This window comes from Acinetobacter sp. GRABPA_MV_2 (assembly GCF_056725885.1).
On the sequence record NZ_JBWZNA010000032.1, the window covers coordinates 11979 to 28181 of the forward strand.

13 protein-coding genes and 3 pseudogenes are annotated in these 16203 nt (G+C 39.5%); 10 read left to right on the plus strand and 6 right to left on the minus strand.

The window, feature by feature from the left end; all coding sequences use genetic code 11:
• The first annotated feature begins 3 nt into the window (after positions 1–3).
• Positions 4–1377, plus strand: coding sequence for a nucleobase:cation symporter-2 family protein (locus ACXM0J_RS18055; RefSeq protein WP_002113838.1), 1374 nt, complete (start codon positions 4–6; stop codon positions 1375–1377).
• 176 nt (positions 1378–1553) lie between these two features.
• Positions 1554–2849 carry a hypothetical protein gene (locus ACXM0J_RS18060; protein WP_262470831.1) on the plus strand — a complete coding sequence of 432 codons (1296 nt, stop codon included), beginning with the start codon at positions 1554–1556 and terminating at the stop codon, positions 2847–2849.
• An 89-nt stretch (positions 2850–2938) separates the two neighbouring features.
• Here the strand turns inward: ACXM0J_RS18060 and hpxO are convergent, their stop codons facing one another.
• From hpxO to ACXM0J_RS18075, 3 genes are all read right to left on the minus strand, one after another.
• The gene (gene hpxO, locus ACXM0J_RS18065; protein ID WP_262470833.1) at positions 2939–4096 is read right to left on the minus strand and encodes an FAD-dependent urate hydroxylase HpxO; all 1158 of its coding nucleotides are present in this window, start codon (positions 4094–4096) and stop codon (positions 2939–2941) included.
• Between the two features lie 192 nt (positions 4097–4288).
• Entirely contained in the window at positions 4289–5005 is a 717-nt protein-coding gene (locus ACXM0J_RS18070) for a FadR/GntR family transcriptional regulator (RefSeq protein ID WP_262470834.1), read from the minus strand.
• Positions 5006–5238: 233 nt separating this feature from the next.
• Positions 5239–6252, minus strand: a complete 1014-nt coding sequence (locus tag ACXM0J_RS18075; protein ID WP_199977581.1) for an isopenicillin N synthase family dioxygenase — start codon at positions 6250–6252, stop codon at positions 5239–5241.
• Between the two features lie 658 nt (positions 6253–6910).
• Here ACXM0J_RS18075 and ACXM0J_RS18080 point away from each other — a divergent pair.
• From ACXM0J_RS18080 to ACXM0J_RS18105, 6 genes are all read left to right on the plus strand, one after another.
• Positions 6911–7903, plus strand: coding sequence for an ABC transporter substrate-binding protein (locus ACXM0J_RS18080; RefSeq protein ID WP_019767751.1), 993 nt, complete (start codon positions 6911–6913; stop codon positions 7901–7903).
• Positions 7904–7953: 50 nt separating this feature from the next.
• Positions 7954–8775, plus strand: coding sequence for an ABC transporter ATP-binding protein (locus ACXM0J_RS18085; protein WP_262470835.1), 822 nt, complete (start codon positions 7954–7956; stop codon positions 8773–8775).
• Entirely contained in the window at positions 8768–9562 is a 795-nt protein-coding gene (locus ACXM0J_RS18090; RefSeq protein WP_262470836.1) for an ABC transporter permease, read from the plus strand. Before ACXM0J_RS18085 ends, ACXM0J_RS18090 begins: the two co-directional genes overlap by 8 nt.
• A complete protein-coding gene (locus ACXM0J_RS18095) occupies positions 9559–11028 on the plus strand; it encodes an amidohydrolase family protein (RefSeq protein ID WP_262470837.1) in 1470 nt (489 codons plus the stop codon). Before ACXM0J_RS18090 ends, ACXM0J_RS18095 begins: the two co-directional genes overlap by 4 nt.
• Before the next feature lie 306 nt (positions 11029–11334).
• Positions 11335–12165 carry an alpha/beta fold hydrolase gene (locus tag ACXM0J_RS18100; protein ID WP_126645604.1) on the plus strand — a complete coding sequence of 277 codons (831 nt, stop codon included), beginning with the start codon at positions 11335–11337 and terminating at the stop codon, positions 12163–12165.
• Between the two features lie 182 nt (positions 12166–12347).
• Positions 12348–13043 (plus strand): type 1 glutamine amidotransferase domain-containing protein, encoded by a 696-nt coding sequence (locus ACXM0J_RS18105; protein ID WP_262470838.1) that lies wholly within the window; start codon positions 12348–12350, stop codon positions 13041–13043.
• Positions 13044–13134: 91 nt separating this feature from the next.
• Here the strand turns inward: ACXM0J_RS18105 and ACXM0J_RS18110 are convergent, their stop codons facing one another.
• From ACXM0J_RS18110 to ACXM0J_RS18120, 3 genes and pseudogenes are all read right to left on the minus strand, one after another.
• Complete coding sequence (locus ACXM0J_RS18110; protein ID WP_262470839.1) at positions 13135–14340, minus strand: NAD(P)/FAD-dependent oxidoreductase; 1206 nt, start codon at positions 14338–14340, stop codon at positions 13135–13137.
• A 158-nt stretch (positions 14341–14498) separates the two neighbouring features.
• A pseudogene (locus tag ACXM0J_RS18115) lies at positions 14499–14666 on the minus strand (RrF2 family transcriptional regulator); the annotation flags it as partial.
• A gap of 2 nt (positions 14667–14668) precedes the next feature.
• Positions 14669–14785, minus strand: a pseudogene (locus ACXM0J_RS18120) (alpha/beta hydrolase); the annotation flags it as partial.
• A gap of 110 nt (positions 14786–14895) precedes the next feature.
• Between ACXM0J_RS18120 and ACXM0J_RS18125 the strand changes: the two are divergent.
• Together ACXM0J_RS18125 and ACXM0J_RS18130 are read left to right on the plus strand one after the other, a co-directional pair.
• Positions 14896–15795: a LysR family transcriptional regulator gene (locus ACXM0J_RS18125; RefSeq protein WP_086264964.1), complete on the plus strand. Its 900-nt coding sequence runs from the start codon at positions 14896–14898 to the stop codon at positions 15793–15795.
• Positions 15796–15842: 47 nt separating this feature from the next.
• A pseudogene (locus tag ACXM0J_RS18130) lies at positions 15843–16007 on the plus strand (transporter); the annotation flags it as partial.
• Between the last annotated feature and the right edge of the window lie 196 nt (positions 16008–16203).

Here is a 16203-nt window from a genome sequence, read left to right on the forward strand (position 1 = left end):
CCCATGCATCAAGACAATATAAATCCAGAGAGAGATCCGCATATCTCGGCAGAACATCAATATTTAGGAATGAATAAAAACATCTTATATGGTTTGCAGCATGTGTTGACCATGTACGGTGGGATTATTGCACCGCCATTGATTATTGGTGCAGCTGCAGGTCTAGATGCTTCAGAGATTGGCTTATTGGTGGCTGCCGCCTTATTTGTGGGAGGCCTCGCCACAGTTATACAAACCATTGGTTTTAAATATTTCGGTGCAAAATTACCAATTGTGCAAGGCGTATCTTTCGCAGGGGTTGCCACTATTTTGGCAATTGTGAGTACCGGTGGGGGTTTGCCATCTGCATTTGGTGCTGTGATTGTCGCATCTCTAATTGGTTTGTTGATTACACCATTCTTTGCAAAAATTATCCGCTTCTTTCCACCTGTGGTCACAGGATGCGTCATTACCATGATTGGTATTTCGCTCACACCTGTTGCGATCCGCTGGATTATGGGAGGAAACCCGAAAGCTGAAAATTGGGGAGATCCGACTAATACTGGTTTGGCGGTAATTACGCTAGCGATTGTGATTATTTTTAGTATGTTACAAAATCAGATTCTGCGCCGTCTTGCGATTCTTGCAGCAATCGTTTTGGGTACAGTAATTGCCTATATTGCAGGCTTTACTGACTTCTCAAGAGTAAGTACGGGTCCTATTTTTGCTTTTCCAAGTTTCTTCCATTTTGGTTCTCCAGTATTTGAATTTTCTGCCATTCTTTCCATGGTAATTGTTACTTTGGTAATCATGACTGAAACCACTGCCGATATTATTGCGATTGGTGAAATCGTTGGAACTAAAGTTGATTCAAAACGAATTGGTGATGGTCTACGTGCAGATATGCTATCGAGTGCAATTTCCCCAATCTTTGGTTCATTCATGCAAACCGCCTTTGCTCAAAATGTAGGTCTGGTTGCAATTACAGGCATTAAAAGCCGTTTTGTGGTGGCAACGGCTGGTGGAATTTTAATTATCTTGGGCTTATTACCTGTTATTGGCCGCTTTGTTGCATCAATTCCGATGCCAGTTTTAGGTGGAGCAGGCATTGTATTATTCGGTACAGTTGCTGCCAGTGGAATACGAACTCTAGCCAAAGTAGATTATAACGATCATAAAAATCTGATTATTGTCGCTACTTCACTCACAATCGGCATGATTCCAATTGTAAACCAAGAATTTTATGCGCAATTTCCGACATGGGTAAAAACCCTATTACATTCAGGTATTAGTTCTGCGTGTATCACTGCGATTTTGCTCAATATTATTTTTAATCACTTACCGTTTAGCAAAAAGTCCGTTGATGTTGCAACTACGCCCATAAATTCAGGGCATTGATCGACACTGGTTAGGAATTAGACATTCTAATTTAACCACATTTTCATTCGCAAAAATTTAAAGGTCGCTTATTCAATGATGAATAGGTTAGGGGGATTTTGACTTTAAAAAGGTCAAAAATAGGTCTTTTGAAAGACCATAAGCGACTTTTAAACCAAATCTTACAGGGGAATTTTATGAGAAATTTTAAATTAAAATCGGCATTACTTATGCTGAGCATGGCTACTACTGTGCCGGTATGGGCTGCTGATACCAGTCTAAATGGCCTATTTAATCTAAAGCAGGATTGTCAGACGAGTAATGATTCAATTGACCGTATAGGTGCAGCATTTGCATGCGGCAGTATTCATGGGGTAGTTAAATCTGCATATTACTCACTTAATAATGGCTATTTTGTGAATAATTTAAATCAGGATACGACCGTCATTGGTGGGTATATTAAATATGAAACAGCTCCTTTTTATGGCATACAGGCAGCTGTGGGATACGACATACAACGCCGACTGGATGATAAAAATGAAAATGATGAAGTGCCAGAATTAAAAGAAGATAGGGATGGTTTAGCAGAAGCTTATGTAAGCTGGAAAAACGATTTGGCTAGAGTGACGATTGGTAACCAGCGGCTAAATTTACCTTTTATGGGCGATTATGCTGACCGTCGTGTATTGATGTTTTTATATCAGGCCGCTGATGTACAGATCGGGAATAATTATGATTTCTTACGACTCACTAAAGTAAATAAATATAAAAGTTATGGCGAGGATGAGTTCAATAAAACTTCTCGTCAAAATTCAAATGTGGAAACCAATGGGGTTTGGTCGGTTGGTGCAGGGAAACGCTTTAATTTAGCCAATGATAAAAGTTTAAAAACGCAATTTTGGTATCAAAATTATGATGACTATACTCATCTAATTTATACTCAAGCTGATTTAGCAATTCCAAAGCTTAATTATAGTCCTGAATTTTCAATCCAGTATATTTCAGGTAAAGATCAGGGCAAAGCTCTTGCTGGAGAGGTTAATAGCCAAATTTTCGGTGTACAGGCTGCGTTTAAGGTTATGCCTGCCGCCAGTCTAAAAGTCGCGTATAACTATATAAAACCAGATCAGGGTAGTTATTTGAATGGGGCATTATTAACACCCTATGCAGCTAAAACCTCTTCAGGTGAACTTTTTGCCCAGCCATTTTTCACCAGCACTCAAGATTTAGGTGCAGGTAATGCATTGATGTTGTCTTTAGAAGGTAAATTAACAGATCAGTTGATAGCTGGCGCGCGTTATTCATTTATGGACTTAAAAGAGTCGGAAAATGTCGCAAGTCGAAATCAATCTGAATACATGTTGTTTGGTATTTATAATTTTACGGGAGCTTTAAAAGGTTTTAGTGTCAGCAATTTTGCAGGTATCCAAACATCACCACGCTATGACAAAAATTTCTTACAAAACCGTTTTGCACTGTCTTATAAGTTTTAACTGTGTTTTATAGCATCGAGTGCATATTTAAATCGAAATATGCACTTTTTATGGGTTTAAAAAATCCCCCTATTTAAGGGGGAAAATATTTAGTCGAGAGGATTGCCGATAATATTACTGATGATCCCTTGCATGATGTGAGTACCTTGTTCTTGATATAAAGATTCATACCACTCTTGGGTGATTTTCGGGTCTTTCATGTGTGTCACATCGCAACGTTTGCGTGCTCTTAACACCATTTCCTTAGTACGATCATTGCGTTTGTTTTGATAGCGGTTCAAAGCATCTTCTAAACCAAAGGTATTGATTTGTAAGGCACGAGCAAGATAAATCGCATCCTCCATGGCTTGACAGCCACCTTGTCCAATATCCGGAGTAGTGCTATGGGCAGCATCACCTAAGAGCACTACACGTCCTTTATAGAAATTCATAAAAGGCTCGATATCATGGATCTCGACACGATTGGTTTTTTGCTCATCTAAACGCTCAATGAGTTTTTGTACTGGTTCACACCAACCACTAAAATGCATTTTAAGGTCTTGTTTATAATGTTCACGCTGATTTGACAGTCCAGCCTCAAGCGGCACATCAAAGAAGAAATAGAAACGATTTTGTGCAACGGGCATGAGTGATACACGTTTACCTTCACCAATATATGTGGTCCATTGCATGGCTGGTGCAATCTGCTCATCAATATCAACCAATCCATTCCAATTTACATAGCCAGCATAGCGACGTTCAACTTGATGGCCCAGTACAAACTGCCGCGTAAGAGAATGTGTACCATCTGCACCAATCAGTAGATCGGCTGTAATTTGCGAACCGTCCTGAAAATGTATGGTGACATCATCTTGATGTGCTTCAATTGCAGTCATTTTCATACCGAGTTCGATGTCTTCCAGACCAAATTGCTGCATTAATAATTGTTGTAGATCAGATCGAGCGACAGGATAGGCACGTTGTCCTACTTCTTTATATAAAGGTAACAAACTAAATTGGGTCATAGTTTGTTGGCTGAGTCCATCGACGTAGGCTAAAGACTCCATTTGTCCACCGAGTGCTTGGAGTTCATGTGTTAAGCCAAGATAATTAAGACACTTAACACCATTTGACCAAAGTGAGATGGCAGCGCCAACAGGCAATATTTCGGCTGCTTGCTCATAGATCGTGACCTGATGACCAAATTTTTTTAAAGCGATACCAGCAGTTAAACCGCCCATACCTGCACCTACAATCGCGATATTCATTGTTCAGATCCTAAGTATTTAAGTAAGTTTCTAAACGGTTCTAAGCGAGAAGTGTGCCAATTTTATTAACTGGTTTTACTGGTCATACCAGTAATATTGCCTCATTAAAAAGCAATCTTAATAAAGTGGTATTGATGTGGTTCAAAGTATGGAGCAAAGTAGTGCATCGCAATACAAATTTGGAATTTATGATTATATTGCGCTGTTATGTCTGGAAAAATACACCCCAGCACGCTGTGCGGCACCAATAATATGTGCTTGCATAGCTTTTTCAGCTGCTGCTGAGTCCTGATTAAATAAAGCTTGCAGAATTAATTCATGTTCATGAATGGTTTTAAATGCCAGATTGGGTTGAACAAAGGGTAGGATCTGACTCTTTTTAATCCAGTCAGTATGTATTTTAAGTGTTTGAATAATAGATTGATTATGACTAAGTTCAATAATATGTTGATGAAATGCATAATCAAATTCAGAGGCTGATTGCCAGTTTTGTTCTTTGATTGCACTTGCTAATGATTGGTAATGTTGCTGTAAGATGGACTTATCGTCTTCAGTTAAATACTCACATGCGAGAAGTGCGCAAAAACTTTCTAGTACATAGCGTAATTGATAGAAATCTTTAAGTGATACACGATGTTCACCATCCCATTGTTCTGCGGCTTGGCTATGCTGTGAAATAACGTAAACACCTTTACCTGCTTTGATTTCTAATAGACCTAAAGCGGCGAGGCGGGTTAATGCTTCACGTAAAGAAGCACGGCTGATTCCTAATTGAATGGCAAGCTCACGTTGTGAGGGTAAGGCAGACCCGACTGCATAAGTATTTTGTTGAATGCGTTGATAAATGATTTCCACCGCTTGCTCAGTCACCTGAGATGATTTTCCATTGAGCATAGCTTGTGGGCTCATAAGCAACACACCGTAAATATATAAATAAATAATTTGATTCTACACAAAATTTATCTATTTGTTGGTGCACGTGCTTAAAATTAGCCGTATTTTTAATAACAGATCAGACCAGTTGAACTGGATATTACGTTATTGAATAAGGATAAAAAGTTTAAGAATGATTAATGACAATATGTATTGCTGAAACTTCAGAACGGTCAGAGACTATTTATCTCTGACCGTACACAGTACTTTTAATACTTTCCGTTGAAGTTTGCGCTAATTCTTTGTTTTAAATATTCTTTAGCTGTAATGGCCGGATATTTCTTTTGTGGTCCTTCAATGATCATATCTTCATTGGCTTGGCAGAAGAATGCCAAACTATAACGTGCCCCTTGATATTCATTTGTTTCAGGATTTTTAACACGATGAAAATTAGAAGGCAGTTGATCATCACTCCAACGCGTGAGCATATCACCGATATTACAGGTAATTACATCATCACGCGGCTCAATGCTGGTCCATTGCTGTTCTTCCATATCTTTACCCGGACAAACTTGCAGGCCACCTTGTCCTTTACGTTGGAACAGTAGCGTTAAACAGTCAAAATCTGTATGTGCTCCTGCACGCCATAGACCTAATTGATCTTTAAGAGCAGGGTCAATTGCATAGTAGTGCAGCATTCTTAAGGTACTTTGGTAGCTTTCTTGGTCAGGGTCATGAGCAAGAGTAAAGAAGTTATCGGCAAAGCCTAGTTTATAAGCAAAGCAAGATAAAATTTTCATGCCGACTTGCCAGCATGCATGTTCAAACTCCAACATGGTATCTTTAAAATTAGGTAACTCCTCTTGACTAGGATAAAGACCTTCCATACGTGGGCGAGTAATTTGATAAGACTCTTTTTGGTCTGGTGTGCTGGTCGATGGACGAACCTGTGCCTTACTTTCCCAACCTGCATTGCGATTGAGTGGGTAGCGAGCTTTAATCGATTCTGGCAGATTAAAAAACTGTTGTGTCATTTCAAATGCAGTTTGAATCTGCTCAAGTGGAATGCCATGATTCGATACTTGAAAGAAGCCAATATCGGTAGCTGCTGACCAGAGTTGGTCCGCAATTTCATATTTACGTTGTTCAAAATTAGATAAATCAATGACCCGGACTTCCCGTTCAAAGGTCTCTTGACCAAAAGCTCCCATACGAGCTTCTTTTTGCAGTTCTTCTAAGCTGTAGTCATTTTCAGCTACTGGAGTCATATTGGCGCTGTTCATATTTCAACCTCATATTTTGGATAATCGTGACCCAATCAAATAGATTGAAATAGATGGGTCACATTCAAAAAAGAGCCACACGTTCTTAATAAAAGATAACTTTATGTAAAGAACATGAGCTGTTTTCTGAGCAATGACCCACATAGCAATTAATATTACTACTATGCTGAACGCTTCTACTCTGACATAGAGAATGAAGCACTTTTTGTGCCAATTTCTAAGGATAGGTTCTGAAATTGGAATAGGGAGAGCAATATTGCATTTATAGAGGAATTACAGATGAATGATCAAAAAGTCCTTATGCCAGACAAGCACCTGCGAAGTGCATGAATGATGGCCTAATGCACCACTAAGCCGCATATAAAACAAATTAATTAATGCAGTTTGTTCATTTAGGCATGATTAAAAATATGCGCAAATTAGATTATTACTATGAAAAACAAAATGAAATCAAAATTGGCACAGAGCTTGCTAATTCATTCCTGAGTATAAGCGGTCAGTGTGTAGTAAACATGCGGGACATTGCTCTACAGCGTTTGCTGTTCCTCTTTTGGGGACAAAACCATTCTGGTTTTGAGAGAAATGTGCATTTGATACATTGATTGCCCCCCTAAAAAGAATAGCAAGATAAATCAATACAGATTTAGGGGGCTTATTTATGAATATTCAGCACTATGTAAGCAAAGGGCGACGTACTGTTATTGTGAGTGCATTATTGGGGCTAGGAACAATTTTCAGTTCAACCAGTTATGCTGCCGATAAACTTGTTCTACAAACCACGTGGTATGCACAAGCCGAGCAAGGTGGATATTATCAGGCACTTGCACAAGGGATTTATAAAAAATACGGACTCGATGTCGATATTAAAATTGGTGGGCCACAGGTCAATAATATGACCTTACTATTGTCCAAACGTGCCGACATTATAATTAATTATGATTTACAAGTCTTGAAGGGTATTGAAAGTAATTTTCCAATCAAAGCAGTTGCGGCACCATTTCAGTTTGATCCACAAGGTGTATTAACTCATGGCGATGTAAAGTCGTTGGCGGACTTAAAAGGCAAAACAATTCTTGTTTCAACCAGTGGGCAAGCAAGCTGGTGGCCATGGTTAAAAGGGAAATATAAATTAAATGCAGCACAGGCTCGCCCTTATACCTTCAATATGCAGCCATTTTTAGCCGGCAAAAATGTGGCACAGCAAGCCTATGCAACCTCTGAAGTCTTTCAGGCAAAAAAAGCAGAGCCTTCAAGTAATTTCTTTTTATTTGCTGATGCTGGCTATCCAGCTTATGGCGGTATTTTAGTTACACGTAATGATGTGATTCAAAACAAACCAGATGTTGTGCGTCGTTTTGTTCAGGCATCGATGGAAGGATGGAAAAACTATTTAGCTGATCCTCGATTAGGGAATAGTCTGATTAAAAAAGAAAACCCAAATATGAAAGATGATCTGCTGGCCTTTGCAGTAGGTCAAATGCGCAAACTCAAACTGATTGATGGAGGAGATGCTAAAACACAAGGAATCGGGGTCATGACCGATGCGCGTTGGAAAGCCACACGAGATTTTATGGTGAACGCTGGTTTGTTAAAAGCTCAAACCAACTGGAAAACTGCTTATACCACACAGTTTGTTAAAACTGCCAAGTAGTCAGGGTTATAGGGTTAAGAAAAAAGGCATTCGCGCGGAGGGGAAACCATATGAATTCTGCATTAACAATTGATACTTCTATACATGAATCTTCAAATTTTATTACGCCAATGATTATGGTCAGAGGGGTAGAAAAGACTTATCCAAATGGTACTAATGCTTTACAACGTTTGGATTTAAATATTGCTCGTGGTGAGATTGTTTCGTTACTTGGACCATCAGGTTGCGGGAAAAGTACTTTACTGAAAATGTTTGCCGATCTGGAGCAACCTTCTGCGGGACTAGTGCGTTGGAATGGCAAGGCCGAGATCCAATCACAATGCAAAATGGCAATGGTCTTTCAAGAAGCAACCCTGATGCCTTGGGCTAATATTGCAGAAAATGTACGTTTACCTTTGGATTTACAGCATATTTCGAAATCAACTAGTACACCAAAAGTTATGGCCGCGTTAAAGGCCGTTGGTTTAGAAAACTTTAGTCATGTTTATCCCCGCGAGCTTTCGGGGGGCATGCAAATGCGTGCCTCTTTGGCTCGTGCATTAGTGACTGAACCAGATTTACTGTTAATGGATGAGCCCTTCGGAGCTTTAGATGAATTTACTCGCCATAAACTTGACAGTGATATTCGTCAATTATGGTCTGAGCGAGATTTAACCGTAGTTTTTGTTACTCATAGCATCTATGAAGCAGTGTATTTATCTTCTCGGGTCATTGTGATGGGAGCACGACCAGGACGTGTGGTGGCTGACCTTGAAATTGAGGGGCCTTATGTGCGTGATGAAGCTTTCCGTAGTTCTGAAGTCTTTATTCAACAATGTTCACATCTATCCCAAGTATTAGCTGAGGCAAGCGGAGGGCATGGTCATGATTAAACCATTAATGGAACATCCAAAGGTACAACGTATTGCAGCTCCACTAGGGTTAGGTCTGATTTTCCTACTAGTATGGCAGTTGAGTTTTCAACAGCTTGAAGTACCTGTCTATGTCGTACCAAAACCCAGCGATATTGTTATGGCAATGATTAAAGAGTCCAGTGTGTTATTTGGAAGCTTGTTGATCACACTAAAAATTACCTTATTGGCTTTTGTCTGTGCTGTAGTCATTGGCACCTTGATCGCTTTCGTCTTTGTACAAAGCCGTGTAGTAGAAGCCTGTTTTATGCCTTATGCCATTTTATTTCAGGTGACTCCAATTGTCGCTATTGCCCCTCTGGTGATTATCTGGATTCAAAATACAACATTAGCATTAGTCGTTTGTGCCATGTTAGTTGCAGTATTTCCAATATTGACTAACACCACTTTAGGTTTACGTAGTGTTAACAAAGGTTTGCTTAATCTTTTTCTGATCAATAAAGCCAGTCGTTGGCAAATTTTAATGCGCTTACGTGTGCCAAATGCTTTGCCTTATTTCTTTGGTGGGTTGCGTATTTCTTCGGGTTTGGCACTTATTGGCGCCGTGGTTTCGGAGTTTGTGGCTGGAGCAGGTGGGACTAGTGCAGGTTTGGCTTACCAAATTTTGCAAGCAGGTTTTCAGCTCGATTTACCATTAATGTTTGCAGCATTATTTCTTATTACGTGCACAGGCTTGGGTTTATTTGTGCTGATGTCTTTATTAAGTCATTTCTTTTTAAGTAAATGGCATGAGAGTGAACAAGTATGAGTCATGATCTTTCAAATAATGGTTCTTTAAATCATCGCTATTTAATCAAAAATGCTTATGCCATTCTGACAGGGTTATCGGGAGATGCAGCGCGTTCTTCATTTACTGATATCCGTATTCAAGACGGTAAAATTATTGAATTGGGACAACTGACCGCACAACCGAATGAACAAATTATCGATGCGAAAGACTGTGTAATTTATCCAGCTTGGGTAAATACTCATCATCATTTATTTCAATCTTTATTGAAGGGTGAACCACAAGGTTTAAATCAAAACCTAACCTCATGGCTTGCCAGTACGCCATATCGATTTCGTGGTGCATTCGACGAAGCCACATTTCGAGTGGCAGTACGCATTGGGTTAATTGAATTATTACGGTCAGGTTGCGCAACAGTAGCCGATCATCATTATCTTTACTGGCCACAAATGCCGTTCGATGGGGCTGCGATTTTATTTGATGAAGCTGAAAAGTTAGGCATGCGTTTTGTGTTATGCCGAGGTGGTGCAACTCTAACGCGTGGCTTGGAAAGTGAATTACCGCAAGCATTACGTCCTGAGAAATTTGAAAACTATATGGAGGATATAGAACTCCTAGTACAGCGATATCATCAACCGAGTTCCGATGCATTTCGGAAAATTGTGATGGCACCCACCACAGCTTTGCATTCGACCACTGCACAGCAACTAAGAGAAAGTGCCAAGATTGCCAGACAATTGGGTATCCGCATGCATAGCCATTTATCTGAAACAGTAGATTATCTGGATGCGGCTCGAACCAAATTTGGCATGACACCTGTACAGTTTTGTGCAGAGCAGGATTGGGTTGGAAGCGATGTCTGGTTTGCCCACTTAGTTAAGCTATTACCTGAAGAAATACAGCTGTTGGGCCAAACTCAAACAGGGATTGCACATTGCCCTCAGAGTAATGCACGTTTGGGTAGTGGTATTGCCGATCTTGTCAGTTTAGAACAAGCGGGTATGACTATTTCGATTGGAGTAGATGGTGCGGGCTCGAATGAAGCCGCAGATATGTTATCTGAAACCCATGCTGCATGGCTGTTACAACGGGCCAGAAAGGGCATGTCGGCTCTACCTCAATATGAGGGTGGGCTATTTGAAGGAGGAGCAGATGCTGCAAGTATTGAGGACATCATTCGTTGGGGAACTTTAGGTGGAGCTAAGATTTTAGGTTTAGATCAAGTGGGTTCAATTGAGGTTGGACAACAGGCAGATTTAGTGGTTTATCAATTGGATGATCCGCGTTATTTCGGCTTACATGATATGGCGATTGGCCCTGTGGCAAGTGGTGGGAGAGCACATATTAAAGCCATGTTTGTGGCTGGAAAAATGGTGGTGGAAAATGATCAAATTCCTGATGTTGATATGATGGAATTAGCTTGGCAAGCGAAGCAATCGGTGAAACTGTTGCAGCAGCGTAGTGTAGAAATGGCGAAAATAGCCTAACCGAGTTATCTGATTAGACTATGATATTAATAGCTTTGAGTTTATTTAATTTGATAAATATTAGCTAAAAAGAAGGCGGTAATCATACCGCCAAATTCATTTATCAATATAGTTAATGAGCTGTTATATCTTTTGAAATAAAATTACTTTTACATTAATTGACTGAGTAATTACTGATGCTTATATAAGAGCATGTTAATTTATGTGCAACATTGTTATTAGAACATCAAAGCTCATTTTAACTGAGTATAAATATTTAAACCTTTATAACGAATCAACAAGCAGTTTTTCACTAGGAGAACAAAGATGGGATATGTAACCACAAAAGACGGCGTAGAAATTTTCTATAAAGATTGGGGACCACGAGATGCCCAAGTTTTATTTTTTCATCACGGTTGGCCTTTAAGTTCAGATGATTGGGATACACAATTATTATTCTTTTTAGGACAAGGTTATCGTGTTGTAGCACATGATAGACGTGGGCATGGGCGTTCGAGTCAGGTGTGGGATGGTCACGATATGGATCATTATGCAGATGATGTGGCAGAAGTGGTTAAACATCTGAACATTAAAAATGCAATTCATATTGGCCACTCAACAGGTGGTGGTGAAGTAGCTCACTATATTGCACGTCATGGCCAAGACAATGTTAAAAAAGCTGTACTTGTTAGTGCGGTTCCGCCACTGATGGTTAAAACTGAAAATAATCCTGAGGGTTTACCAAAAGAAGTTTTTGACGACCTTCAAAATCAAGTACTCACCAATCGTGCGCAATTTTTCCGTGACTTACCATCTGGCCCGTTCTATGGTTTTAACCGACCAGATGCGAAACCCTCTGAAGGTATCATTTCGAACTGGTGGCGTCAGGGCATGACGGGCAGTGCAAAAGCACATTACGACGGTATTGTGGCATTCTCACAAACTGACTTTACAGAAGATTTAAAGAAAATCACCATTCCTGTTTTGGTGTTGCATGGTGATGACGACCAGATTGTGCCTTATAAAACGTCTGGCGTAAAATCTGCTGAGTTACTCCCAAATAGCCAACTTAAAATCTATCCGGGTTTTTCACATGGTATGTTAACCGTGAACCATGAAGTGATTAATGCGGACTTATTGGCATTTATTCGCGAATAATTTAAAGCGTTTAAACTTTTAAAAAAGAGGCCTGGTGAGTGCCTCTTTTTTTATATAAAAATAAATTGTAATCAAGATTGAAACAAGGTTCATAACTTTACCAAGCGCACACTTTCAGTAACAGCTTTCTATGTTTTGATAGATGAAAGATAGAATTATAAATATGAAAATGAGGTGAAAAAATGTCTAAACGCATATTACATGTCGTGACCAATGTTTCACGCTATAAGGATGTCGATGAAACAACAGGGCTGTGGTTAGGCGAGCTCACCCATGCCTATGACGAATTTGAAAAGCAAAGTTATGTGCAAGATATCGTGAGTCCCAACGGCGGAAAAACTCCGATAGAACCAAAATCATTAGGAGCTTTGGTTTCTGACAAGTCTGTAAAAGCGAGGGAAGATGATCAAGCCTTTATGACTTTATTGGCTAATACTTTTAAGCCTAGCGATATTAATTGGCAAGACTATGACGTGATTTACTACACAGGTGGTCACGGTGTGATGTGGGATTTTTTAGATAACCCTGAACTTCAAGAAATCACCAAAAATATTTATGAAAAAGGCGGCATCATTATTTCAAGTGTTTGTCATGGCTATTGTGGTTTGCTCAATGTCAGACTTTCCAATGGTGAACGACTTATAAAAGGCAAAAAGTTAACAGGCTTTGCATGGAGTGAAGAGGTTTTGGCAGGGGTGGCAAAAAAAATGCCGTACAATGCCGAAGAGTTAGCTAAAGAGTATGGCGCTCGTTATGAAAAGGCCTTTATTCCTTTTACACCACATGTCGTTCAAGACGGTAAGTTAATTACGGGTCAAAACCCGTTTTCAGCTAAAAAGACAGCTTTAGCGATAATAGAAGAACTAGAAAAGTCATAATTTAATGATTCAAATATAAACCCTAAAAGTAGAACCAGCGATGGGCTTGCTTTTAGGGTTTTAAATAAATGGATTAGTGTAAAAATTAATCTTAAGGAACAATCACAAAATCAGGGTTTGCTATTGCAAAAACTGCTTTACGGTCTGCAACTGGTGGATAAATCCAGACAGTATTAATTTCTTGTTTAATTTTTTTAGCTTCATCACGCACAAATTGAACCTGACGATCCCAACCTTCGGTATAAAGTGCACCCCAAGGACCCAAGTCAACACAAGTCACATACTTTGGTTGGCTGTATGGATGAAGTGGTAAATCAACTAATTCTGCCGCAGCGTTATAACCCGTCACACGGCCTAAGCTCATAGCATGCTGACACGACATCACATTAAAATTGCCTAAATCATCGGTTGGAACTTTTACAGTGTCGCCAGTCACAAAAATGTTTTTTGCTTCAGGTGCATGTAAATAAGCATCCCCAATCAAACGACCCAAATTATCTTTTTCACCAGCAATTTGGGAGGTGAGTGGGTTGGCTCGCATGCCCGCAGTCCAGATCACGGTTTCTGTTTCAATTTTTTCGCCGTTAGAAAGCGTTACGCCAGTGGCATCTAGTGCAGTAACTCTTAGCCCAGCTTTACCTTCAACACCTAGCTCGTTAAGGGCTTCTCGAATAACAGTAGCGGCTTGGTCACCCATTGCTGCACCAATTTCTGTTGAGGAATCTACTAAAACCACACGGACATCAGTTTCACCTAAAATGCTACGCAGACGTTCAGGCATTTCGGTCACAGTTTCAAGCCCAGTCAGGCCACCACCAGCAACAACCACAGTGTTACGAGCTGCATTTGCAGGTTTATGGGCTAAGTTTTTAAGATGTTGATCTAATTTTTCAGCATCTTCTAGTGTGCTTACACTAAATCCATATTCTGTAAGGCCCGGTATCGGTGGCATAAACGTAGTACTTCCTGTTGCCAGAATAAAACGGTCATAGCTTAAGGTTTGTTTGTTGCCATCGGTGGTTGAAACTTCGATGGTCTGTTGGTCGCCATCAATTTTATTTACCCAACCTGCCAGAAATTTAACCCCAACCACACTTAATAACTCTGAAATATCAGGGTTCATGTTTTCAAGCACGGCTTCATAAAGGCGAGGACGAATCCCAACATTTGGACTAGGGGAAACCATCAGCACCTCAATGTTTTGTTCTTGCGAAGCCAAGTGAATTGCTCTTTGGGCAGCGAGTGCAGCCCATAAGCCAGCAAAGCCAGAACCTGCAATAATAATACGCTTACTCATTTGATTATCCTTTTGATCGATTTTTCGGACATCACATTCCAACTCATCACAAAATTTTGGGTGAGCGAATCCATTCTCTGATTGTCCGAAAAAATCTGAGAAGGCGTTTAAAACAGATTAGGGATGTTTTACTTTAGTATTTGAGGCTTATTAGCTCATTAGTCGGGAGTATCCCGCGATATTTTACTTTTCCGCATTTTTGCTGTTCTTCCTTCAATGCGTTCATTGATCCAACCATTTACATCACTAAAAAATACGTCGGGGGCATAACGGCCAAAACGGTCTGCAATATCGCCAAGTGTATGGGCACCTAAAGCGTCTCTCATATACTAATTGGATGCGCACATACAATTGCTGCATATGTTTTGTTTTCATCGAAATCTTTTGGAAAACGAATAGTTGCAGAAACATCGATATTTTTATTTTTGAAAGTTACAGTTTCCATCATCTTCTCTCCGAAAGAAGAACTAGGTCGATGAAATAAATATAACCGTGGTGATTTATTATGATAATCCACTATAATCAGATAGCACTTATATTGAATACTTATAAATAATGAAAGAAAATTTAAATGATTTGCATACTTTTATGGTGGTTGCTCAGGAACGTAGCTTTACGCGTGCAGCGGCAAAACTCAGGACGTCACAGTCAGCCATTAGCCAAACACTCCGTAATTTAGAAGACCGAATTGGCATAAAACTATTATCAAGAACAACACGGAGTGTGGCACCTACAGAAGCAGGGGAATATCTACTGAATTTGCTTCAACCTGCAATAGAAGAAATAGAAAATGGCATAAATCAAATTAGTGCTTTAAAAAATGATCCAGCAGGAACATTACGTATTAGTGCAGATGAATATGGAATACAAAGTGTTTTATGGCCAGCAGTTGAAAAACTCATACAACAATTTCCAAAAATTTCAGTAGAGATCATATCTGATTATGGTCTTGTCGATATTGTAGAAGGGCGTTTTGATGCAGGACTTAGAAGAGGCGGTTTAGTTTCTAAAGACATGATCGCTTTACAGGTGAGTGAGCCAATACAAATGCTAACAGTTGCAACCAAAGAGTTTTTAGCTCGTTATGGTCATCCAAAGCATCCAAAAGATTTAGTGGAATACCAGTGCATTAATTTAAGATTACCTACACATGGTGAACTCTACCGTTGGCAATTTACCAAACAAGGTAAAACACAAACAATTACTGTTAATGCTAAAGTTGTTTTTACAACCTTATCTCCAGTGCTTCAAGCAGTAAGGAGCGGTGTAGGAATCGCTTATCTACCTATTGATATGGTTCAGCCTTATATTGAAAGTGGTGAACTGGAAGAAACGCTGAAGGACTGGCGACATAGCTATGAACCGTATCACCTGTATTATCCCCATAGACGTGAGCAAGCACCTTTGTTAAATATCTTAATTGATGCGTTAAAAGAAAATTTTAATAAAAAGTAGCTGCTCATAAGACTTATGGTTGGAGCCAAGAATTAGAGTTTTGCTGCTACTTTATAGCTAGTGGTATAAAATATTATTGGCTAGGCGATACCAAAACTGAGGATGGGACTTATTACTTGCCAATTGAAGGAATTAAGCCATTCGCAGAACAGGCAGATTTTAAAGACAATCATGCAATCGGGTATGGTATGAAATTTGGATACCGTTTTTAAAAAGGGTTACCATAAAAGCCTTATGCAATTGCAATATTCAATATGGCATAAGGCTCTTACATTTATTAAACGTACCTAAGATACACTTAGCCAAGCTATGATTATTCCGGTGAAGGTGAAGTTTACTAACAATATAAAGAGTAGCACGAAGCCTTGGTCATGATAAGGTTTCCAAATCTTTTATTTAACATAATAT